The organism is Variovorax sp. FW301-JW7, from assembly GCF_058788795.1.
The window spans coordinates 48,551-70,649 of the sequence record NZ_JBYTBC010000016.1 but is presented as its reverse complement, the minus strand read 5'-3'; the positions used below and the strand labels follow the sequence as shown (position 1 = coordinate 70,649).

Here is a 22,099-nt window from a genome sequence, read left to right as displayed (position 1 = left end):
GACAGACGCATGAACATTCGCAATGCCTCGCAGCCGCGCCGCGGCTTTCTCCTGGGCCTCGGCGTGGCAGGCGCTTCGCTGGCCCTGTCCGGCTGCGGCTTCGCGCTGCGCAAGGCGCCGACCTTCGCGTTCAAGACGCTGTCGCTCGAAGGCAATACGGCGCTCATCAACCAGCTGCGGCGCGAGCTGCGCGCGGCCGGCAACGTGACGCTGGTGCCCAAGGAAGAAGCCAGCACCGCCGACGCCGTGCTGGTCGTGCTGGGCGAGGACCGCGACCGCTTCGTGATCTCGACCAACTCCGCCGGCCTGCTGCGCGAGCTGCAGCTGCGCCTGCGCGTGCGCTTCAGCCTGCGCACGCCGGGCGGCAAGGAATTGCTGCCCGCGTCGGAGGTCTCGCAGACGCGCGACCTGAGCTTCAACGAAACCAACGCGCTGGCCAAGGAAGGCGAGGCCGACCTGCTGTTCCGCGACATGCAGGCCGACATCGCGCAGCAGCTGATGCGCCGGCTGGCGGCGGTGCAGTCCCTGTAAGCGTCGCTTCCGTTCTTTTTTCAATGCAACTTGCCAGTGCCCAGCTCGGCGCCCACCTGCAAAAGGGCCTGAAGCCGCTTTACACGATCCATGGCGACGAGCCGCTGCTCGCGCAGGAGGCAGCCGACGCCATCCGCGCCGCCGCGCGCGCCCAGGGCCACACCGAGCGCAGCTCGTACACCGTGGCCGGCGCGCACTTCGACTGGAGCGCAGTGCTGGCGGCCGGGGGCTCGCTCTCGCTGTTCGCCGACAAGCAGATCGTCGAGATCCGCATTCCCTCGGGCAAGCCCGGCAAGGACGGCAGCGTCGCGCTGCAGCAGCTGGCCGAGGGCGCGCCCGGCAACGACAGCACGCTCACGCTGGTGATGCTGCCGCGCCTGGACAAGGCCACGCGCACCGGCGCGTGGTTCTCGGCGCTGGAGAACAACGGCGTGAGCATCCAGGTCGACCCGATCGAGCGCGCCGCGCTGCCGCAATGGATCGCCCAGCGCCTGGGGCTGCAGAACCAGCGCGTGATGCCCGGCGACGAAGGCCAGCGCACGCTGCAGTTCTTTGCCGACCGCGTCGAAGGCAACCTGCTCGCCGCGCACCAGGAAATCCAGAAGCTCGCGCTGCTGCACCCGGCGGGCGAGCTGAGCTGGGAGCAGGTCGAGGGCGCCGTCAACAACGTGGCGCGCTACGACGTGTTCAAGCTCTCCGAGGCCGTGCTGGCCGGCAACCCGCAGCGCGTGGCGCGCATGCTCGACGGCCTGCAGGCCGAAGGCGAGGCCGAGGTGCTGGTGCACTACACGATCGCCGAGGACATCCGCGCCCTCAAGCGCGTGAAGGACGCCATGGCCGCCGGCCGCCCGCTGCCGATGGCGCTGCGCGAGAACCGCATCTGGGGCCCGCGCGAGCGCGCCTTCGAGCGCGTGCTGCCGCGCCTGGACGACCGCATGCTGACCCGGCTGCTGCGCGCGGCCCACCTGGTCGACGGCATCTGCAAGGGCCTGAAGCAGCCCGACTGGCCCGCCAGCGGCTGGCAGGCGCTGCAGCGGCTGGCGCTGATGCTGTGCCGCGCCTGCAGCACGGCCGCGGCACCGCGTCGCGCCTGACGTCGATCGCCATCAAAAGGCCCGCGTCAGCCGGGCCGAAGGTCCGCGTGGGAAAATGCCGGTCATGAACGCGTTCAACGTCAGCGAGCACATGCAGACCCTCGGTCTGCAAGCCAAAGCCGCTGCATTCCTCATGGCCCGTGCGGATGCAGCTACCAAAAACAGAGCGCTGAAGGCGCTGGCCCGGCGCCTGCGCGAAGCCGGCCCCGCGCTGGCCGTCGCCAACGAGAAGGACCTGGAGCGCGCCACGGCCGCCGGCCTGTCGGCCCCGATGGTCGACCGGCTCAAGCTCACGCCCAAGGTCCTGGAGACCGTGGCTGAGGGCTGCGAGCAGCTGGCCGGCATGGCCGACGTGATCGGCGAGATCATCGGCATGAAGCAGCAGCCCAGCGGCATCCGCGTGGGCCAGATGCGCGTGCCGATCGGTGTCTTCGGCATGATCTACGAGAGCCGCCCCAACGTGACCATCGAGGCCGCGAGCCTGGCGATCAAGAGCGGCAACGCCGCCATCCTGCGCGGCGGCTCGGAAGCCATCGACTCGAACAAGGCGTTGGCGCTGCTGGTGTCCGAGGCGCTGGCCGAAGCCGGCCTGCCGGTCGATGCGGTGCAGCTGGTGCAGACTACCGACCGCGAAGCCGTGGGCCAGCTCATCGCCATGCCCGAATACGTCGACGTGATCATTCCGCGCGGCGGCAAGGGCCTGATCGAGCGCATCAGCCGCGACGCCAAGGTGCCCGTCATCAAGCACCTGGACGGCAACTGCCACGTCTACGTGGACGACACGGCCGAGTTCGACATGGCGCTGCGCATCGTCGACAACGCCAAGACCCAGAAGTACAGCCCCTGCAACGCCGCCGAAGGCCTGCTGGTGGCGGCCTCGGTGGCCGACCACTTCCTGCCCGAGATCGCCGCCATCTTCGCCGCCAAGGGCGTCGAGATGCGCTGCGACCCGGCCGCCGCCGCGATCCTGCGCGCCAGCGAGGCGCACCATCCGCAGGCGAAGGTGATCGATGCCGTCGAGTCCGACTGGTCCGAGGAATATCTGGCCGCCGTCATCAGCGTGAAGGTGGTGTCGGGCGTCGACGAAGCCATTGCGCACATCAACCGCTACTCGAGCCACCACACCGACGCCATCGTCACGCGCGACCACATCAACGCCCAGCGCTTCCTGCGCGAGGTCGATTCGGCCAGCGTGATGGTGAATGCGAGCACGCGCTTCGCGGACGGTTTCGAGTACGGGTTGGGCGCCGAAATCGGCATCAGCACCGACAAGTTCCACGCGCGCGGCCCGGTCGGCATCGAGGGCCTGACCTCGCTCAAGTACGTGGTGCTGGGGCAGGGCGAAGTCCGCGGTTAATCGGGGTCCGAAGGGCCGGGGCCATCGGGCCGGCGGCGCGGCGAGGCCCGTGCCGCGGTGTTCTTGCAACGTGTGTTGTGGATTGGGGGGCTTTGTTCTCTTTGACTGCTTGTCATCGGGCGCGCCATCCCCAAATCCTACAATTCCACTCCACCTTTAAGCACAAAACCAACAAGGCCGCTGCATGGTTCCGCATCTCGTCACTGCCCTGACCGGCCCGATCAACGAACTGGAGCAGCGGGTGCTCGACTCGATGCCTGCCATCGAGCGCTGGTTCCGCCTCGAGTGGATGGAGCACACGCCGCCGTTCTACAGCGCCGTCGACATCCGCAACGCGGGCTTCAAGCTCGCCCCGGTCGACACCAACCTGTTTCCGGGTGGCTGGAACAACCTCACCAAGGAAATGCTGCCGCTGGCGGTGCAGGCCGCGCAGGCGGCCATCGAGAAGATCTGTCCGGAGGCGCGCAATCTGCTCGTCATTCCTGAAAACCACTCGAAAAACACCTTTTATCTCGCCAACGTCGCGCAACTCGTGCGCATCTTCCACATGGCGGGCCTCAATGTGCGCATCGGCTCGATCGATCCGGCCATCAAGTCGCCCAAGAAGATCGAGCTGCCCAACGGCGAGACCGTGACGCTCGAACCGGTGGTGCGTTCCAAGCGCCGCCTGGGCCTGAAGAACTTCGATCCCTGCACAATTTTGCTCAACAACGAGCTTTCTGCAGGAACGCCCGGCATCCTCGAAGACCTGCACGAGCAGTACCTGCTGCCGCCGCTGCACGCGGGCTGGTCGGTGCGCCGCAAGAGCAACCACTTGCACAGCTACGAAGAGCTGTGCAAACGCTTCGGCAAGCTGCTGGGCATCGACCCCTGGCTGATCAACCCGATCTACGCGCGCGCCGAAGGCGTCGACGTGGCCGAGGGCCGCGGCATCGACGTGCTCACCAGCCATGTCGACGCGGTGCTCACCAAGGTGCGCCGCAAGTACAAGGAATACGGCATCAACGAGAAGCCCTTCGTGGTCGTCAAGGGCGGCCACAGCGGCAGCGGAAGCCCCGGAGTCGTGACCGTGCGCGACGCCAAGGAGGTCGAGGCGCTGATCGGCAAGTCGCGCACCGCCACTTCGTCGCCCGCCAAGACCAGCGCCGGGCGCGACCTGCGCGAGCCCACCGAGCTGATCGTGCAGGAAGGCGTGCTCACCAACGAGCGCGTGCACAACGGCGTGGCCGAGCCGGTGGTCTACATGATGGACCGCTACGTGGTGGGCGGCTTCTACCGCGTGCACGCCGAGCGCGCCGCCGACGAGAACCTCAAGCAGCCGGGCGCCAGCTACGTGCCGCTGGCCTTCTCGGAAAGCGCGCAGCTGCCGCAGCCGGGCGCCAAGCCCGGCGCCAGCGCCCCCAATCGTTTTTACATGTATGGCGTGGTGGGGCGTCTGGCCATGGTCGCGGCCAGTTACGAGATGGAAGCGACCGATCCGGACGCCGAAATCTACGAATGAGCGGCGGGGGCGGGTTGCGGCGTCAGCGGGCAACGGCAAAATAGCGGCCCCACAGCAACGGAACCAAAAGGGCGGAGGGATGCGCGGCGCGGCCGCGGCACCCCGGCGTGACTGACGCGTCGATCATTGCGAGCCAACCTTTTCCCATCGACCTCGTGTCAGCCCCCAAAAATATCTCTGCCGGCCTCATCGTCGGCGCCATCGGCGTCGTCTACGGCGACATCGGCACCAGCGTTCTCTATGCGGTCAAGGAAGTCTTCGGTCACGGCCACGTGCCGTTCACCGTGGAGAACGTCTACGGCATCCTGTCGATGTTCTTCTGGACCCTCACGGTCATCGTCTCCATCAAGTACGTCGTGCTCGTGCTGCGCGCCGACAACGAAGGCGAGGGTGGCCTGGTCGCGATGCTCGCGCTGGCCTCCCAGGCCGTGGCCGACAAGCCGAGGCTGCGCCAGCTGCTGCTGATCGTCGGCATCTTCGGCACCTCGCTCTTCTACGGCGACGGTGTCATCACCCCGGCCATCTCGGTGCTGTCGGCGGTCGAAGGCCTGGAGGTGGTGTCGCCGCACTTCAAGCACTACGTGATCCCGATCACGCTGGTCGTGCTGTTCTGCCTGTTCGCGGTGCAAAAGCGCGGCACGGCCGGCATCGGCAAGTTCTTCGGCCCCGTCACGCTGGCGTGGTTCGCGGCCATCGCCGTGCTGGGCGTGTGGCAGATCGGGCACCACCCCGAGATCATCAAGGCGCTGAACCCCTGGTACGCGCTGAAGTTCATCTGGGACAACCCGGGCACCAGCTTCATCCTGCTGGGCGCCATGGTGCTGTGCGTGACCGGCGCCGAAGCGCTGTACGCCGACCTGGGCCACTTCGGCAAGAAGCCGATCCGCATCGCGTGGTTCTCGGTCGTCATGCCGGCGCTCACGCTCAACTACCTGGGCCAGGGCGCGCTGCTGCTGGAGAACCCCGAGGCCGTGAAGAACCCCTTCTTCATGATGGCGCCTGAATGGGCCCTCATTCCGCTGGTGCTGCTGGCCACGCTGTCCACGGTGATCGCCTCGCAGGCGCTCATCACCGGCGCCTTCAGCGTCACGCGCCAGGTGATCCAGCTGGGCTACCTGCCGCGCCTGAACATCGAGCACACCAGCGTGCGCACCGCGGGCCAGATCTACATCCCGCTGGTCAACTGGGGCCTGTTCGTGGCCATCGTGATGGCGGTCGTGATGTTCCGCACCTCGAGCAGCCTGGCGGCGGCCTACGGCATCGCCGTGACCACCGACATGCTGATCACCACGATCCTGACCTTCTTCGTGATCCGCTACGCGTGGAAGCTGCCGCTGGCGCTGTGCATCGCCTCGACCGCGATCTTCTTCGTGGTCGACTTCCTGTTCTTCGCCTCGAACCTGCTCAAGCTGTTCGAAGGCGGCTGGTTCCCGCTGCTGATCGGCGGCGCCGTGTTCACGCTGATGGTCACCTGGAAGGAAGGCCGACGCCTCATGGGCGAAGCACAGCACGCGGACGCGATCGACCTCAAGTCCTTCCTCGGCTCGGTGTTCATGAGCCCGCCCGCGCGCGTCGACGGCACGGCCGTGTTCCTCACGGCCGAACCGGGCGTGGTGCCCAACGCGCTGCTGCACAACCTCAAGCACAACAAGGTGCTGCACGAGCAGAACATGTTCGTCACCGTGCGCAACCACGAGGTGCCCTGGATTCCGATGGACAAGCGCATCGAGATCGAGGCGCTGGGCAACCACTGCTGGCAGATCATCGTGCACTACGGCTTCAAGAACGACATCGACCTGCCGCGCGCGCTCGACAACGCGCGCATGCGCGGCTGCCAGCTCGAGCCGATGACGACCAGCTACTTCCTCTCGCGCGACGTGGTGATCCCGACGCTGGGCAGCGGCATGGCGCCCTGGCGCGAGAAGCTGTTCGCGCAGATGCACCACAACGCGAGCGGCGCGGCGGCCTTCCTGGGCCTGCCCAACAACGCGGTCGTCGAGCTGGGTTCGAAGATCGAGATCTGAGGCGCGCAGCGCCAGGCCGCGCGCCCCGGCAGAATCGCGGCATGCGATTCTTCAAGGACCTGAGCCTTTCGGCCTTCACCGCGGGCTTCGTCGCCGTGCTCGTGGGTTTCACGAGTTCGGTGGCCATCGTGTTCCAGGCCGCCCAGGCCTTCGGGGCCACGCCCGAGATGGCGGCCTCGTGGATGTGGGCGCTGGGCATCGGCATGGGGCTCGCTTCGGCGCTGCCCTCGCTGTGGTGGCGCAAGCCCGTCATGATCGCCTGGAGCACCCCTGGTGCGGCCGTGCTGGCCGTGGCCGGCGCGGGCTACGGCATGGGCGAGGCGGTGGGCGCCTTCATCGTCTGCGCGGTGCTGATCGTGCTTGCGGGCGCCACGGGCTGGTTCGAGCGGGTGATGAACAAGATCCCGATGGCGCTGGCTTCGGCGCTGCTGGCCGGCGTGCTCGCGCGCTTCGGCCTTGCGGCCTTCACGGCGGCGCAGACCGCGCTGCCGCTGGTGCTGCTGATGCTCGCCACCTACCTCGTGGGCAAGCGCCTGCTGCCGCGCTACGCGGTGCCGCTCACGCTGCTGGTGGCCATTGCCTTCACAGCCGCGCGCGGCGAGCTGGCATGGTCTTCCGTGCACTTCTCGCTCACCTGGCCGGTGTTCACGGTGCCGGTGTTCACCTGGCAGGCCATCGTGAGCCTGGCGCTGCCGCTGTTCGTCGTGACCATGGCCTCGCAGAACCTGCCCGGCGTGGCGGCGATCCGCGCCAGCGGCTACAGCGACCTGCCGGTCAGCAAGCTCATCACGATCAGCGGCCTGGCCACGCTGGTGCTCGCGCCCTTCGGCGCCTTCGCGCTCAACCTGAGCGCCATCACGGCCGCCATGTGCATGGGCCGCGAGGCGCACGAAGACCCGGCGCGGCGCTACACGGCGGCCGTGAGCTGCGGCGCCATCTACGTGGTGATCGGCCTGTTCGGCGCGGCCGTCACTGGCCTGCTCACAGCGTTCCCGAAAGAGCTGGTCGCGGCCATCGCCGGGCTGGCGTTGCTGGGCACCATCGGCGGCGGGCTGGCGGCGGCGGTGCGCGACGAGGCGCACCGCGAGGCCGCGCTCATCACCTTCCTGGTCACGCTCTCGGGCGTGACGCTGGCCGGCATCGGCTCCGCCTTCTGGGGCGTGGTGGCCGGCGCGGTGGCGCTGGCGGTGCAGCAGGTCGGCCGCGCACGGGTGCCAGTTGAAAAAGCCCCGGCCGGCAAGGACATCGCCGCTTCCGGCAACATGCCGCCAGAAACCCCCTCCACAGCCGCCGCTCCCGGCGCCGGAAAGAACGCCTGATGAAAAACATCCTCTTCGTCGCCGACCCGCTCGATCACTTCAAGATCTACAAGGACACGACCTTCTCGATGATGCGCGAGGCCCAGCGCCGCGGCCACCGCATCGCGGCCTGCCTGCCGCAGGACATCCAGTGGAAATCCGGCGGGCGCGTCTCGGCGGTGGTGCAGCAGATCACGCTCACCGGCGATGCGAAGGACTGGTACCACGTCGACATCATCGAATCGAAGGCGCTGAAAGACTTCGACGCCGTGCTGATGCGCAAGGACCCGCCCTTCGATGCCGAGTACATCTACTCGACGCACCTGCTGCAGCAGGCCGAGCGCGAGGGCGCGAAGGTGGTCAACTCGCCGCGCGCGCTGCGCGACCATCCCGAGAAGCTCGCGATCATGGAGTTTCCGCAGTTCGTCACGCCCACGCTGGTCACGCGCAGCGCGCAGGCCGTGCGCGACTTCCATGCCGAACACGGCGACATCATCCTCAAGCCGCTCGACGGCATGGGCGGCATGGGCATCTTCCGCGTCAAGCAGGATGCGCTGAACCTCGGCTCCATCGTCGAGACGCTCAACAAGGACGGCGCCGAAACCATCATGGTGCAGCGCTTCGTGCCCGAGGTGACGCAGGGCGACAAGCGCATCCTGATCATCGCGGGCGAGCCGGCGCCCTTCGTGCTGGCACGCATTCCGCAGGGCACCGAGGTGCGCGGCAACCTCGCGGCCGGCGGCAAGGGCGTGGCCCAGCCGCTCACGGCGCGCAACCGCGAGATCGCCGAAGCCATCGGCAAGGTGCTCGCGCCGCGCGGGCTGCTGCTGATCGGGCTCGACGTGATCGGCGACGCGGTCACCGAGATCAACGTGACCAGCCCGACCTGCTTTCAGGAGATCACCGAACAGACCGGCTTCGACGTGCCGAAGATGTTCATCGATGCGCTCGAGGCGCACCTGGCCTCGGCCTGATCAGAAGTCGACCGACGCCGACAGCGTGAAGGTGCGCGGCGCGCCGAGCACCAGGTAGCCATTGTTCGGGTAGCCGCCCACCGAAGCCCAGTAATTGCGGTTGGTCAGGTTGTCGATGCGCGCGCGCAGCGTCACCAGCTTGCCGGCCACCTCGGTGAGGTAGCGCGCACCGACATCGAAGCGTGTCCAGCCGGGCACGCGCAGCGTGTTGGCGGCGTCGGCGTAGCTCGGGCCCGTGGCCACCACGCGGCCGTCCAGCGACAGGCCGCGCACGCCCGGCACGTCCCATTCCACGCCGAGGGTGCCCTGCGTCTTCGCGATGCCGATGACGCGGCGGCCGTCGGTCGTGGCGTCGCCCGTGGCGCGCTGCTTGGCGTCCAGGAAGGTGATGCCACCCATCAGGCGCACGCCCTTGGCCGCTTCGCCGAACGCGGTCAGCTCCAGGCCCTGGTGGCGGTCGCGGCCTTCGGCCACGTAGTAGCCGGCGCTGTTGACGAGGGCGCGCGGCTTGTCGGTGGTGAAGAAGGCCAGGCCGCCGCCGATGCGGCCGCCGTCGAACTTGATGCCGATCTCTTTCTGCTTGGACACATAGGGCGAGAGCTGCGTGCCCGCGTTGCGCACGGCTCCGCCGGTCGACACCGTGGGCGCGGTGTCGCCCTTGCTCAGGCCCTCGATGTAGTTCGCGTACAGCGACACCTGCGGCTGCAGCTTGAACACGAAGCCGGCCATCGGGCTGGTGCGGCTCTTCTCGTACGCGGTGGGCTTGCCGGTGTCGTAGGCGAAGTCGGTGCTTTCCAGCTTCTGGCGCCGCACGCCGAGCGTGAGCTGCGCGCGGTCGTCCAGGAACGACAGCGTGTCGCCGATCGCCAGGCTGCTCAGGCGCGTCTGCGTCAGCAGCGCGGGGTTGTCCATGTCGTTGCCGCGGAAGGCGCTCGCCGTGTAGGCCGGGATCGGGTAGCCGATGGGCGCGTACAGGTTGCTCTTCAGGGGGTTGAAGAAGTCCCACTTGTAGGCGTTCTTCTCCTTGAGCTGGTAGTACGAGTACGAGGCCACCACCGTGTGGTTCACCGGGCCGGTCGCGAACTTGCCGCGCACGCCGGCTTCGGCCGTGCGGGTGCTGTCCTGGCGCTGGTTCTCGAAGCGCGACATGTTGCCCATGCCGAGGTTGTTCGTGAGCGTGAGGCCGGCCAGCGCATTGCCCTCGTGGCTCTTGCGCGCGCCGCCGGCGATCCAGGCCGTCACGTTGTCGGTGAGGTCGTACTCGCCGCGCAGCGAGCCGAAGGTGTCGCGCTCGTTGGAGTAGGTCCAGGGCTGCGCGTAGTTCAGCTGGTTGTCGGGCGCGGACGGCACGCGCGTCACGCCGGCGCCGAGCGTCACGTTCGGGCGCGTGCGCGTCAGGCGATGTTCCTGGTGGCCGATGTCCGCCGAGATGCGCGCGTTGCGGCTGCGCCAGTCGAAGCCGACCGAGGCCACGTCGAGCTTCACCTGCTCGGCGTTCACGCCGGTGCCGCCGTCGCGGTGGGCTGCGTTCAGGCGCACGCCCAGGCTCTGGTCGGGCCCGAAGCGGCGCGCGATGTCGGTCGACACGTAGCTCTGCGAGCCGCTGGCCGTGCCCAGCGTGACCTGCGTGAGCGGCTCGTTCGGCGCGCGCTTGGGCAGCAGGTTGATGTTGCCGCCGATGCCGCCGCCCGTGGGTGTGGCGCCGTTCAGGAAGGCGCTCGCGCCGCGCAGCACCTCGACGCGCTCGAACAGCTCCGACGAGATGTACTGGCGCGGCAGCAGGCCGTACAGGCCGTTGTAGGCGATGTCGTCCGAATTCACCACGAAGCCGCGAATGAAGTACGACTCCTGGAAGTTGCCGAAGCCGCGCGCCACGCGCACCGAGGGGTCGTTCTGCAGCACGTCGGCCACGCTCTTGGCCTGCTGGTTCTGGATCAGCTCGTGCGTGTAGCTGGTGCTGGAGAAGGGCGAATCCATCATGTCCTGGTTGCCCAGGATGCCCACGCGCCCGCCGCGCGCCACCTGCCCGCCCGCGAAGGGCTTGGTCAGGCCTTCGGCCGAGGCGTCGGCGCTGGCTTCGACGGTGACGGTGCTCAGCGTGCCGCTGGCAGGGGCCGCCGGTTCGGCGGGCGGTGTCTGCGCCAGGGCCGTCAGGGCGTGAAGGGCCAGCAGCGAGGCGGCCACGGTCGGGCGGAGAAAGAAACGGGGAGCGGACATGAAAGATCGACCGAATGCAAATGAGAACAGTTATTGTTCATTGTTTGCACTCACTCATCGATACTTTCTTGCGCTGTTGCAAAAAAGTGTCAGCCAAAAGGCTGAATGTCAGGCCTCAGCGCGGCATCCGTTGGCCGTCCACGAACACATGCAACTCGCCCGAGGTGAAGGGCGTCCAGGTCTCGTTGGTGGTGAGCGGCGCCGTCACCACCACGGCCACGCGGTCGGTGGGCGTGGTGTGCTGGGCGAAGTCGATGGCCAGGTCTTCGTCCGACAGCTGCGCCGTCACGAAGGGGTGGCGGCGCTCCACGTACCAGAGGTGGGTGGAGGCATGCGCCCACAGCGCCTGCCCGTTGGACAGCATGAAGTTGAAGGTGCCATGCGCCGCCAGCTGCGGCGCCAGTTCGCGCAGCGTGAGCGTGAGCTCCTCGACGCTGGGCACGCCCGCGTGCGACTTGGCCAGCTCCTGCATGATCCAGCAGAAGGCGTGCTCGCTGTCGGTGTTGCCCACCGGATGGAAGTTGCCGTGCAGGCGCGGACGGAAGTCCTTCAGGTCGCCGTTGTGGGCGAACACCCAGTAGCGGCCCCACAGCTCGCGCACGAAGGGGTGGCAGTTCTGCAGGTTGACCTCGCCCTGCGTCGCCTTGCGGATGTGCGCGATGACGTTGCGGCTTTGAATGGGGTAGCGCCGGATCAGCTCCGCCACCGGCGACTCGCACGCGGGCTGGTGGTCGACGAAGTGGCGCAGCCCGCGGTCCTCGAAGAACGCGATGCCCCAGCCGTCGGCATGGTGGTCGGTGCGGCCACCGCGCTGCGCGAACCCCGTGAAGCTGAAGGTCACGTCGGTCGGCGTGTTGCAGTTCATCCCTAGCAATTGGCACATGGCTGTGATTAGACCGCGATTCAGGATTTGGAGGAGGAGGTGGGCAGCCGCAGCCAGCCGAGCACGCGTTCGGTGCCCAGCTGCGTGCGCCCGTCGGCGGTGAGCGCCAGCGACAGGCGCTCGCGCGAGGTGCCGAAGGGCCCGGGGTTCTGCTGCACGATCTCGACCGCGTCGGCGTCCACGCGCGAGACGATCGCCACGTGGCCGTAAGGATTGAAGAGCCACGGCGCGAACACGACGATGTCGCCCACCGCCGGCGCACTCGCGCCGCCGTTGCGGTGCTGCACCAGGTTGCGCGCCGAGTTCAGCGCACCGTCCGCCACGGCCGCGTCGAAGAAGGCCTTGGCATGGCCGCGCGCCTCGGGCATGCGGTGCTGGTGCCGCTCGTAGTAGTAGCGCTTGACGAACTCCACGCACTGCCAGCGCAGGCCGATGTTGTAGCCGTCGGGCGCCACGCTGCGCCCGTCGACGTGGTTGATGGCGCCGTTGAAGTACACCGGCACGCCCTCGAACTGGTCGATCACCTCGCCGGGCGCGTGCGCCGGGTTGACGTTGAAGCGGCTCGCGCCCCACAGGCCGAGCAGGGCGACGAGGACGAGGGCGGAGAGAGCGACGACGGTGCGGCGGGTGATGAAACGGGGCATGGACGGTGAAGCAGGACGCGCGGCCACGGGCCGGCAGCGACGAGCTTAGTCCATGCGAACGTCTCAGAGCCCGTGCAACGCCGCCATCTCGCCCATCAATTCACGCTGGAACGCATCGAAGCGCGCCGACGGCTGCTGCAGCCCGAAGAAGTCGCTGAACGGGTCTTCCACCTCGGTGCGGTGGCCCGACAGTTCTTCCACCACCGCCAGCCCGCAGAAGGGCACGCAGGCTTCCGAGTAGCCGCCTTCGTGCACCACCACCACGCGCCCGTCGCAATGCTTGGCGGCCAGTGCGTTGACCTGCCGCATCATCTGGCGGAACGACTCGGGGTGCAGCTGCATGCGCGCCAGCGGGTCGACGCCGTTGGCGTCCAGCCCGCTCGCCACCACGATCAGCTCGGGCCGGTAGCGGTCGATCACCGGCGTCACGATGCGCTCGAAGGCATGCATGTAGGCCGCGTGACCGCCGCCGGGCTGCAGCGGGATGTTCACGTTGAAGCCCAGCCCCGCGCCCGTGCCCCGGTCTTCGGCGCCGCTGTAGCCGGGCGGGAAGCAGTTCTCCTGGTGCAGCGACAGCGTGAGCACGTCGGGGCGGTCGTAGAAGATTTCCTGCGTGCCGTTGCCGTGGTGCACGTCCCAGTCGATCACGGCCACGCGGCCCAGGCCGTGGCGCGCCTTCATGGTCTCGATGGCCACCGCGATGTTGTTGAACAGGCAGAAACCCATGCTGTGCTCGCGCAGGCAGTGGTGGCCCGGTGGGCGCGTGAGCGCGAAGGCGTTGCGATGGCGGCCCTGCAGCACGCTGTCCATCGCGGCAATGGCCAGGCCAGTCGAGAGCTTCGCGATCTCGTAGCTGCCCGGGCCGAAGGGCGCGACCTCGCCCAGGTCGCCGCCGCCGGCGTCGCTGGCGGCCTTGAACTTCTGCAGGTAGCTGGCGGGGTGCACGCGCTGCAGGTCTTCTTCGCTGGCCATGGGCGCGCTCAGCACATCGAGCTGCGCGCTCAGGCCCGACACGTCCATCAGCGACTTGATGCGCCGCTTGGAATCGGGCGACTCGGCCATGCCGCTGCCGGCCATGGGCTGCACCCAGCCGCCCACCGGCAGGAACAGGGCATGCAGCCCGCCGGGCACGTGCCAGAAGGTGCGTTCGTCGTGAAAGAAGGCGGTGGTCTTCATGCGGTGCGTCCTTGTTGCGTGGAGGGAGGAAGAGGTGCGGAAAGCGAGGCTTCGTCGCGCGGCGGCGGATGGCGCTGCACGCTCAGGCCGCGCCAGCCCCAGCGTTCGCGCGCCAGCCCCCACAGGCCGCGCGGTGCCAGCAGCATGACAGCGATGGCGATGCAGCCCATCGCGATCAGGTACCAGCCGCCCGACATCGCGAACCAGGTGTTGAACAGCTCGCGCAGCCCGAAGTAGATGACGGTGCCGATCAGCGGCCCCTCGATGGTGCCGATGCCGCCGATGATCACGATGAACATCGCCGTCACCACCCAGTTGATGTCGAAGGCCGAGTCGGGCGAGACGAACATCGTGCCCATGAAGTGCGCCCCGCCGGCCAGCCCGAAGCCCAGCCCCGACAGCACGAAGGCGATGAAGCGGTTGCGCCACACGTTCACGCCGATGCTGGTGGCGGCCAGTTCGTTGTCGCGCACCGCCATCAGCCCCAGGCCGAAGGGCGAGCGCATCAGCAGGTACACACCGGCCACCGCCGCGAGGCCAATGGCGCCCGAGATCCAGAACGCGTTCTGCTGGAAGGTCTCGGCTTCCACCAGCCGCACCGCCTGCAACGGCACGCCCGATTCGCCGCCGAACAGCGGGAACTTGGCGACCAGCAGGCGCACGATTTCGGCCAGCACCCACATGCCGATCGAGAAGTAGGCATCGCGCAGACGGAACATCAGCGGCGCCACCACGGCCGCCAGCAGCGCGCCGCCCAGGCCCGCCACCGGCACCATCCAGTAGGGCGAGATGCCCAGCCGGTCGGAGGCCACGAACAGCAGGTAGGCGCCGATGCCGGCAAAGGCCTGGTGGCCCATCGACACCAGCCCGGTGTAGCCGGCCAGCAGGTTCCACATCTGGGCCATGGCCAGCGTGATCAGCACCTCGCTGAGCAGGCGCAGCAGGCCGCCGTCGGCCACGGTGGGCGCGAAGGCGATGGCAAGGGCCGCGGCGGTGAAGCCGATCCAGGGGGCGAGGGACGGAGGGCGCATCGAAGTCATCTCAGGTACGTGCGCCAGCGATGCCGTTGGGGCGCACCATCAGGACCGCGAAGAACAGCAGGTGGGCGTACAGCGCGCCCGCGTTGGAATCGAGCCGCTGGCCCACGAGCTGCGCCACGCCCAGCGCGATGCCGCCGACCAGCGCCCAGCGGAACGAGCCCAGGCCGCCGATGATCACCACCTCGAACGCGCCCAGCAGCCGCTCCACGCCCGAGAACGGCGTGAACGAGGTGCGCAGCGCCAGCAGCAGCCCCGCCACCGACGCGAAGGCCAGCGACAGCCCCATCACCACCGCATACACATGGCGCGGGCGCACGCCCATCGTGCGCACGATCTCGCGGTGGTCCGAGGTGGCGCGCACCACCAGCCCGAAGCGCGAGTGCTGCAGCAGCCACTGCAGCGCGCCGAAGGCCAGCACCGCGAGCACCAGCACCAGCACCGGGTACCAGCCGATGCGCAGCCCGCCGATCTCGAAGCCCGCCGTGGCCAGCGCGCCGCCGTCCAGCGCGCGCGGGTCGGCGCCGAACAGCTCGACCATCAGGTTGCGCAGCACCACCGCGATGCCGAAGGTGACCAGCACCGGTGTGAGCGGATCGTCGGTGGCCACCGCGCGGTTCAGCAGCAGCCGCTGCAGCAGGTAGCCCATGCCGAAGGCCGCCAGCGCCACCGGCGCGATGAAGAAGAGCGGCGACACGCCGGGGAACTGCGTGGCCAGGAAGACCGCGAAGTACGCCGCGAGCACCACGAACTCGCCGTGCGCGAGGTTGACCATGCGCATCACGCCGAAGACCAGCGCCAGCCCGAGGCCGAAGAGCGCATAGAGGCCGCCGAGCAGCACGCCGTTGATGAGGGTTTCGAGCCAGGCCATGGGTGTGTTCAGTGTCCGAAGTAGGCGTTGGCGATCTGCGCCGCGCTGAAGTCCGATGCGCGGCCCGCGAGCGTGACGCGCCCCTTGAGCAGGCAGTACACGCGCTGCGCGATGCGGCAGGCGCGCGTCACGTCCTGCTCCACCACCAAGAGGGCCGTGCCCTGCGCGCGGATGTCGCCGAAGGCGCGGTAGATCTGCTCGATGACCACGGGCGCCAGGCCCAGCGAGATCTCGTCGCACAGCATCAGGCGCGGATTGGCCATGAGCGCGCGGCCGATGCTCACCATCTGCTGCTGGCCGCCCGACAGCTGCGTGGCCGGCCGGTGGCGAAACTCCTGCAGGATCGGGAACAGCGCGTACACCGTGGGCAGCGTCCAGTGGCCCGTCCGCCCGCACAGCGCGCCCATGCGCAGGTTCTCTTCCACGGTGAGCGAAGGAAACAGCATCCGCCCCTCGGGCACCAGCGCGATGCCGCGCCGCGCGATGCGCTCGGCCGGCTCGGCTTCGATCGCCTGGCCGTCGAAGCGGATGCCGCCACGGCTGCGCGAGCCCAGCCCGGCAATGGCGCGGATCAACGTCGACTTGCCCGCGCCGTTGGCGCCGATGAGCGCGGTGGCTTCGCCTTCCGCCACGTCGAGCGACAGGTCGAACAGCGCCTGCAGGTCGCCGTAGTGGCTGCACAGGTCGCGCACTTCAAGCAGCGGCATGGGTGTGCTCCTCTTGCGCGTCTTCGTCGCCCACGCCCATGTAGACCTCGCGCACCTCGCGGCTGGCCATGGCGGCGGCGGGTGTGTCTTCCAGCAGCTTGCGGCCGAAGTTCAGCACCATGATGCGGTCGGCCACGGCCATCAAGGCCTGCGCGATGTGCTCGATCCAGATCATCGCCACGTCCTGCTTCAGCTCGAGCACCAGCGCCACCAGCACCTGCACCTCGGCCTCGGTGAGACCGCCGGCGATCTCGTCGAGCAGCAGCAGGTGCGGCCGTGCCGCCAGGCCCTTGGCCAGCTCCAGGCGCTTGCGGTCCAGCAGCGGCAGGCGGCCGGCCGGCACGTCGGCGCGGTCGGCCAGCCCGGTGCGCTCCAGCACGGCCCAGGCCTGGCGCGCGGCCTGCGCGCGCGGCAGCCGCGCGGCGAAGGTGGCGGCGGCCAGTGCGTTCTCGTAGGCGCTCAGGTGCGCGAAGGGCTGCGGGATCTGGAAGGCGCGCGCCACGCCCAGCCGCGCCCGCGCATCGGCACGCAGCCCGACCAGCTCGCGGCCTTCGAGGCGGATGCTGCCGGCGTCGGGCACGGCCACGCCGGTGATCAGGTTGAACAGCGAGCTCTTGCCCGCGCCGTTCGGCCCGACCACGCCCAGGCACTCGCCGCGCGCGAGCGAGAGCGCCACCTGGTCGGCCACGACGATCTCGCCGTAGCGCTTGCACAGGCCGTCGATGACGAGGCAGTCGGTCATGCAGCTTTCAGCTGCGACAGCAGCTTGAGCTCGTCTTCCACCGGAATCTGCTTGGCGGTGCTGTTGTGCGTGATGACCAGCTCGTACGGGAACTTGCTGCCCGCCTTGGTCTTGCGCCACTGGCCCGCCACCATCGGCGTGACGGCCACGCTCTTGATCGGGCTGCCCTTGAAGTCGATGCGCCCCACCACCGAATCGAGCTGCAGGTTGGCCAGCGCGTCGCGCACGGCCTTCTTGTCCTTCGGGTTGGTGGCGTTCTTCAGCGCGGCAATGCCGACCTCGAACAGCGCGTGGCCGTAGCCGATGGGCTGCGTCCATTGCTTGCCGGTGGTCGCCTCCCAGTCGGCCGCGAGCGCCTTGGCGCTCTGGCCCGTCAGCGAGGACTTGAACGGGAAGTTGGGCGTCCACCAGACCTCGGTCGACATGCCGTTGCCCGCCGCGCCCAGCGACTCCACGGCGCTCGGGAACAGGAACGACGCGGCCATCGTCACCACCTCGGGCCGGTAGCCCGCCTGCTGCGCCTGCTTCCAGAACGTGGCGAAGTGGTTGGCATAGGCAAAGCCCGAGACGATGTTCGCGCGCGCCGCCTTGAAGCTGGAGACCTGGTTGCTGAAGTCGTCGGTCGCGATCTTGAAGAAGCCGCCGTTGGTCTCCTTGTAGCCGCGCTGCTTCGCACCGCCCGGGATGCCCGTGGCCGGATCGGCGAAGGCGTGGCCCGGGCCGTTGTCGATGTACAGCGTGCCCAGCGTGCGCTCCACCTTCAGCGGCTCCCACATGCCGAAGAAGTTCTTCAGCACGTCGTCGGCGCCCCAGAAGAAATGGAACGAGAACGGAAAACCTTTTTGCGGCGTGGAGCCGCGCCCGAAGGTGATGGCCTGCCACGGGCCCATGGTCGAGACCATCGGCACGCCGTTGACGTCGCACAGCTGGCCGGCGGCCAGCGCGGCGTCGCTGTCCTGCACCAGCAGCAGGTCGACCTTCTCGCGCAGCAGCAGCTCGCTGGACATGGTGGCGCCGCGGTTGGCGTCGGACTGCGTGTCGCGCACCACGATCTCCACCTTGTAGGTCGTGCCGCCGATGGTCAGGCCGTCCTTCAGCGCGGCGCGCACGCGCTCCAGGCTCCACGGATCGGCCTCGCCGAAGTTGGCGCGAACGCCCGACAGCGTGGTGAGGTAGCCGATCTTGATGGTCTTCGATTGCGCATGCGCCAGCGCGGGCACGCCGGCCAGCGCGGCCGCGCCGCCGCCGATGACGAGTTGGCGGCGCGTGAGGGCGCCGGAGGCTGCGGGGAAAAGGTCGGCGGACATGGAGGTTCTCCTTGGCGGATGAAGGATGGACAGGTCCGCATCCTCTCTCTGCGCGCCGCCGCGGCGTTATCGAAAACTGGCAAAACGCGGGCCCGTGCCCGCGGATGTCATTCGGGCCGCAGGTTCACCGACTTGGCGATGGCGCGGTAACGCTCCATGTCGGCCTGGTAGCCGCGGCGCAGCTCGGCCAGCGTCTGTTCGGGCGCCACCTTGCTGCCGCCGAGTTCCAGCGCGCGGCGCAGCTCGGGCTTGAGCATCATCTGGTTGAAGGCCGTGTGCAGCCGCTGCTGCGCTTCCTCGGGCACGCGGTGCGACACCTGGATGCCCGCCCACAGGCTGTAGACGAAGTCGTCCAGGCCCTTGCTGTTGCGGATCAGCGGAATGGCCGTGAAGCGCTCGTGCGGCGCCGAGGCCGCGATGCCCAGCGCCTTGACCTTGCCGGCGTCCAGCAGGTCGGGCACGTTGCCGGCCAGCGGCGCAAACACCAGGTCGATCTGCCCGCCCAGCAGGTCGTTCACCAGCGGCGCGAAGCCCTTGTAGGGCACGTGCAGCATCTTGGTGCCCGTCTGCTGCATGAAGCGCTCGCCCAGCAGGTGGTAGAGCGAGCCGGGGCCGATGCTGCCGTAGCTCAGCTCTTTCGTGTCGGGGCGGCGCAGCAGTGCGATGAGTTCGTCGACGCTGCCCACGCCCAGGTCCTTGCGCGCCAGCAGCACCATCGAGGTGACGGCCATCACGCCGATGGGGCGGAAGTCCTCGGCCTTGTAGCGCGCGCTGCTGAGCGTGAGCGGCGTGAGCATCAGCTCCATCGGCGAACCCACGAGCAGGGCCGAGCCGTCGGCCGGCGCGTTGGCCGCCTTCATCACGCCGAGCGAGCCGCTGGCGCCGGGCACGTTGTCGACGATGGCCGGCTGGCCCAGCAGCCGCGACAGCTCGGGCGCGGCCAGGCGCGCATTGATGTCGGAGCCGCCGCCCGCGGGGTAGGGCACGATCAGGTTCAGGGTCTTGCCCCCCAGGCCCTGCGCCAGGGCGGGCAGGGCGATGGGGGACAGGCCGGCGGCCAGGCCGGCAGCAATCAGCGAACGTCTGCGCATGGGTTCTCTCCTCGGGTTGTGTGAGATGTGTCGGAGTACGGGAAACAGGGGGCTTGCTACTGCAGCAGCAGCGGCGATTGCAGGTTCGCGAAGGGCACGGCCTGGTGCCAGCCGTGCGCCATGCGCAGCACGTCGAGGTCGGCGCCGGGGCGGCCGATGAGCTGCAGGCCCATCGGCAGGCCGCGCGTGCCCTCGGCCTGCGAGAAGCCGGCCGGGATCGCCATCGCGGGCAGGCCGGCGAGCGAGGGGCCGATGGTCACTTCCATCCAGCGGTGGTAGGTGTCCATGGCGCGACCGCCGACCTCGCGCGGCCAGTGCACGTCGGCCGGCAGCGGGAACACCTGCGCGGCCGGCAGCACCAGGAAGTCGAAGCGTTCGAAGAGCTGCAGCAGCGCGGCATGCCACTGCGTGCGCGTGACGGCCGCCTCGTGCAGCGCCGCGGCGCTCAGGCGCTCGCCCTGCTCGATCTCCCAGCAGGCCTCGGGCTTGAGCTGCGCGCGCGTGGCCGGATCGGCATGCAGCCCGCGCAGCGCGCCGGCGACGATGAAGCCGCGCAGGCGCAGCCAGGCGGTCCACAGGGCGTTGAAATCGAAAGCGGGCACGGCGGGCGTGACGCTGCAGCCCAGCGTGTCGAAATGCCGCAGCGCCGATTCGCACAGCGCCATCACGCCCGGGTCCATCGGCAGGTGACCGCCGAGGTCGCCGAGCCACGCGATGCGCTGGCCGCGCAACTCTGCATCGAGCGGTTGCGCGAAGGCCTCGCCGTCGCCGGCCAGGCTCAGCGGCGAGCGCGCGTCGTAGCCCGCCTGCACCGACAGCAGCCAGGCCACGTCCTCAGGCGTGCGGCCCATCGGCCCTTCGCAGCCCAGCTGCTGAAAGAACAGCTCCGGCCCCGGCCCGGTGGGCACGCGGCCCAGCGAGGGGCGCAGGCCGTAGACGTGGTTCCAGGCCGCGGGGTTGCGCAGCGAGCCCATCATGTCGCTGCCGTCGGCCACGGGCAGCATGTGCAGTGCGAGCGCCACCGCGGCACCGCCGCTGCTGCCGCCGGCCGCGTGCTCGAGGTTCCATGCGTTGCGCGTGGTGCCGAACACCGTGTTGTAGGTGTGCGAGCCCAGGCCGAACTCGGGCGTGTTGCTGCGCCCCACGAAGAGCGCGCCGGCGCGGCGCAGGCGCTCGACCATGATCGCGTCGTGGGGCGTGACCTGCTTCGCGAACACCGGGCTGCCCATCGTCGTCGGCAGGCCGGCGGTGGCGACGAAATCCTTCGGCGCCATCGGGAAGCCGTGCAGCCGGCCCACCGCGTCGCCGCGCGCCAACTGTGCATCGCAGGCGTCGGCCTGGCGCAGCATCTCCTCGGGCGCTTGCAGCGACACCAGCGCGTTGACCTGCGGGTTGAGGCGCGCGATGCGCGCGAGGCAGGTCTGCATCAGTTCGCGGCACGAGAGCTCGCGGCGTTGCAGGGCGGCGGCGAGCGAACGGGCGCTGGGAAGGGGTGGCAGCGTGGCGGACATATGGCGGTCAACGATAGCGACCGCCTCCGCAAGCAGGTATCAAAAAACGGCAAAACTGGCGCCCCGAAAACCGAGGGATTCCCCTCGGCCCGTGCACCGGATCAGTGCCTCGTGAGCGCCGCGCCGCGCAGCGTCTGCGAGGGCAGCTCGCCGAACTGGCGCCGGTAGTCCGTCGCGAACTGGCTCAGGTGCCAGAAGCCCCAGTGCGCCGCGATGTCCTGCACCGAGCGCGACTCGGGCCGCTTCAGTGCGCGGCGCACGCCGTTCAGGCGCAGCGCCCGCAGGTAGCGCGCGGGGCTCAGGCCCAGCGTTTCCTGGAAGCAGTAGTTCAGCTTGCGCTGGCTCGCGCCGATGCGGCTGCACACCTGCAGCATCGACAGCGGCTCGTCGGGCCGCGACATCATCAGCTCGCAGGCGCGGCGCACCACGCGGCGGTGCGCTTCGGTGGAACGCAGCTCGCGCAGGTCGACGTCTTCGGGCAAGGCGTTGAGCCACGCCAGCAGCACGTCGTCGCGCAGCTGCACCGTGGCGACGGGGTCGTCGAGCAGGCCGGGCATGGCGTCGAGCGCACCGAAGGCGCCGCGCAAGGTGCCGCGCAGCGACTGCATGGTGGGGTCGTCGAAGTGCAGCACCACGCGCCGTTCGAGCCAGGCCGGCGGCGCGCGGTCGTTCAGGCGTTCGGTGAGCGACTGCAGCAGCGCGTTGTCGACCACGATGCCCGTCAGCTCGAAGCCCGGCGGGCTGCACAGGTCGAGCTCGTCGCAGCGCCCGACCATCACCGATTCGGTGTCCAGCCGCTGGCCCGAGAAGCGCGCCTCGCCGTCCTGCCGGCAGGTGAGGGCGAAGCCGCAGCAGTCGGGGTTCATCTCGCCGTGCTGACGCAGCGCGCGGTTGGTGGTCTCGCGCACCAGCCGCAGGCCGGGCAGTTGCACATGGTCGAGAAAGCCGGCGAAGCTGCCGCCCGAGAGCATGTCGCACGCCAGGTGCCAGCCGTTCTGGCCGCTGGCGTAGGCGTCGATGTCGTGCGTGGACAGGGTCCAGCGCGTCGCGACGGTGGGGGCGGGGGCAGGAAGAACGGAGGCGGTCTGGCTGGTCATGGCGGTCCGGCGAAGCGGTGGCAGGGGTGCGAAGACC

At 69.1% G+C, this 22,099-nt stretch carries 19 protein-coding genes; 7 read left to right on the top strand and 12 right to left on the bottom strand.

The genetic code is table 11. The features are described from left to right. Window positions 1-9: 9 nt before the first annotated feature. The 7 genes from AC3WQM_RS29355 to gshB all read left to right on the top strand — a co-directional run bounded on the left by AC3WQM_RS29355 (window position 10) and on the right by gshB (window position 8,779). The gene (locus AC3WQM_RS29355; RefSeq protein WP_492683482.1) at window positions 10-531 is read left to right on the top strand and encodes an LPS-assembly lipoprotein LptE; all 522 of its coding nucleotides are present in this window, start codon (window positions 10-12) and stop codon (window positions 529-531) included. A gap of 23 nt (window positions 532-554) precedes the next feature. Continuing rightward, window positions 555-1,625, top strand: a complete 1,071-nt coding sequence (gene holA, locus AC3WQM_RS29350; RefSeq protein ID WP_062477727.1) for a DNA polymerase III subunit delta — start codon at window positions 555-557, stop codon at window positions 1,623-1,625. A 64-nt stretch (window positions 1,626-1,689) separates the two neighbouring features. Continuing rightward, window positions 1,690-2,982: a glutamate-5-semialdehyde dehydrogenase gene (locus AC3WQM_RS29345; protein ID WP_492683481.1), complete on the top strand. Its 1,293-nt coding sequence runs from the start codon at window positions 1,690-1,692 to the stop codon at window positions 2,980-2,982. Between the two features lie 184 nt (window positions 2,983-3,166). Further along, entirely contained in the window at window positions 3,167-4,483 is a 1,317-nt protein-coding gene (gene gshA, locus AC3WQM_RS29340; protein WP_062477724.1) for a glutamate--cysteine ligase, read from the top strand. A gap of 155 nt (window positions 4,484-4,638) precedes the next feature. After that, a complete protein-coding gene (locus AC3WQM_RS29335) occupies window positions 4,639-6,507 on the top strand; it encodes a potassium transporter Kup (protein ID WP_489060034.1) in 1,869 nt (622 codons plus the stop codon). A gap of 41 nt (window positions 6,508-6,548) precedes the next feature. Next, the gene (locus AC3WQM_RS29330) at window positions 6,549-7,826 is read left to right on the top strand and encodes a benzoate/H(+) symporter BenE family transporter (RefSeq protein ID WP_492683480.1); all 1,278 of its coding nucleotides are present in this window, start codon (window positions 6,549-6,551) and stop codon (window positions 7,824-7,826) included. Then, on the top strand, window positions 7,826-8,779 hold the full coding sequence (gene gshB, locus AC3WQM_RS29325) for a glutathione synthase (protein WP_492683479.1): 954 nt from the start codon (window positions 7,826-7,828) through the stop codon (window positions 8,777-8,779). Before AC3WQM_RS29330 ends, gshB begins: the two co-directional genes overlap by 1 nt. Here the strand turns inward: gshB and AC3WQM_RS29320 are convergent, their stop codons facing one another. From AC3WQM_RS29320 to AC3WQM_RS29265, 12 genes are all read right to left on the bottom strand, one after another. Next, complete coding sequence (locus AC3WQM_RS29320) at window positions 8,780-10,996, bottom strand: TonB-dependent receptor (protein ID WP_492683478.1); 2,217 nt, start codon at window positions 10,994-10,996, stop codon at window positions 8,780-8,782. It abuts the gene before it with no gap. 115 nt (window positions 10,997-11,111) lie between these two features. Beyond that, the gene (locus tag AC3WQM_RS29315; protein ID WP_492683477.1) at window positions 11,112-11,879 is read right to left on the bottom strand and encodes a class II glutamine amidotransferase; all 768 of its coding nucleotides are present in this window, start codon (window positions 11,877-11,879) and stop codon (window positions 11,112-11,114) included. Between the two features lie 20 nt (window positions 11,880-11,899). Beyond that, window positions 11,900-12,523: a CHAP domain-containing protein gene (locus tag AC3WQM_RS29310; protein ID WP_492683476.1), complete on the bottom strand. Its 624-nt coding sequence runs from the start codon at window positions 12,521-12,523 to the stop codon at window positions 11,900-11,902. Window positions 12,524-12,586: 63 nt separating this feature from the next. Continuing rightward, window positions 12,587-13,699 (bottom strand): class II histone deacetylase, encoded by a 1,113-nt coding sequence (locus AC3WQM_RS29305; protein ID WP_307636098.1) that lies wholly within the window; start codon window positions 13,697-13,699, stop codon window positions 12,587-12,589. Beyond that, on the bottom strand, window positions 13,696-14,730 hold the full coding sequence (locus AC3WQM_RS29300) for a branched-chain amino acid ABC transporter permease (RefSeq protein WP_492683475.1): 1,035 nt from the start codon (window positions 14,728-14,730) through the stop codon (window positions 13,696-13,698). Before AC3WQM_RS29300 ends, AC3WQM_RS29305 begins: the two co-directional genes overlap by 4 nt. Window positions 14,731-14,740: 10 nt before the next feature. Beyond that, window positions 14,741-15,607, bottom strand: coding sequence for a branched-chain amino acid ABC transporter permease (locus AC3WQM_RS29295; protein ID WP_062477701.1), 867 nt, complete (start codon window positions 15,605-15,607; stop codon window positions 14,741-14,743). An 8-nt stretch (window positions 15,608-15,615) separates the two neighbouring features. Beyond that, window positions 15,616-16,314, bottom strand: coding sequence for an ABC transporter ATP-binding protein (locus AC3WQM_RS29290; protein ID WP_139702206.1), 699 nt, complete (start codon window positions 16,312-16,314; stop codon window positions 15,616-15,618). Beyond that, window positions 16,301-17,056, bottom strand: coding sequence for an ABC transporter ATP-binding protein (locus AC3WQM_RS29285; protein ID WP_159278774.1), 756 nt, complete (start codon window positions 17,054-17,056; stop codon window positions 16,301-16,303). Before AC3WQM_RS29285 ends, AC3WQM_RS29290 begins: the two co-directional genes overlap by 14 nt. Beyond that, entirely contained in the window at window positions 17,053-18,363 is a 1,311-nt protein-coding gene (locus tag AC3WQM_RS29280) for an ABC transporter substrate-binding protein (protein WP_307636095.1), read from the bottom strand. The genes AC3WQM_RS29285 and AC3WQM_RS29280 overlap by 4 nt, the downstream gene beginning before the upstream one ends. Window positions 18,364-18,470: 107 nt before the next feature. Continuing rightward, a complete protein-coding gene (locus tag AC3WQM_RS29275; RefSeq protein ID WP_307697063.1) occupies window positions 18,471-19,454 on the bottom strand; it encodes a Bug family tripartite tricarboxylate transporter substrate binding protein in 984 nt (327 codons plus the stop codon). Window positions 19,455-19,510: 56 nt separating this feature from the next. Continuing rightward, window positions 19,511-20,965, bottom strand: a complete 1,455-nt coding sequence (locus tag AC3WQM_RS29270) for an amidase (RefSeq protein ID WP_492683474.1) — start codon at window positions 20,963-20,965, stop codon at window positions 19,511-19,513. A 101-nt stretch (window positions 20,966-21,066) separates the two neighbouring features. After that, entirely contained in the window at window positions 21,067-22,062 is a 996-nt protein-coding gene (locus AC3WQM_RS29265) for a helix-turn-helix domain-containing protein (RefSeq protein WP_354348011.1), read from the bottom strand. Window positions 22,063-22,099: the final 37 nt, after the last annotated feature.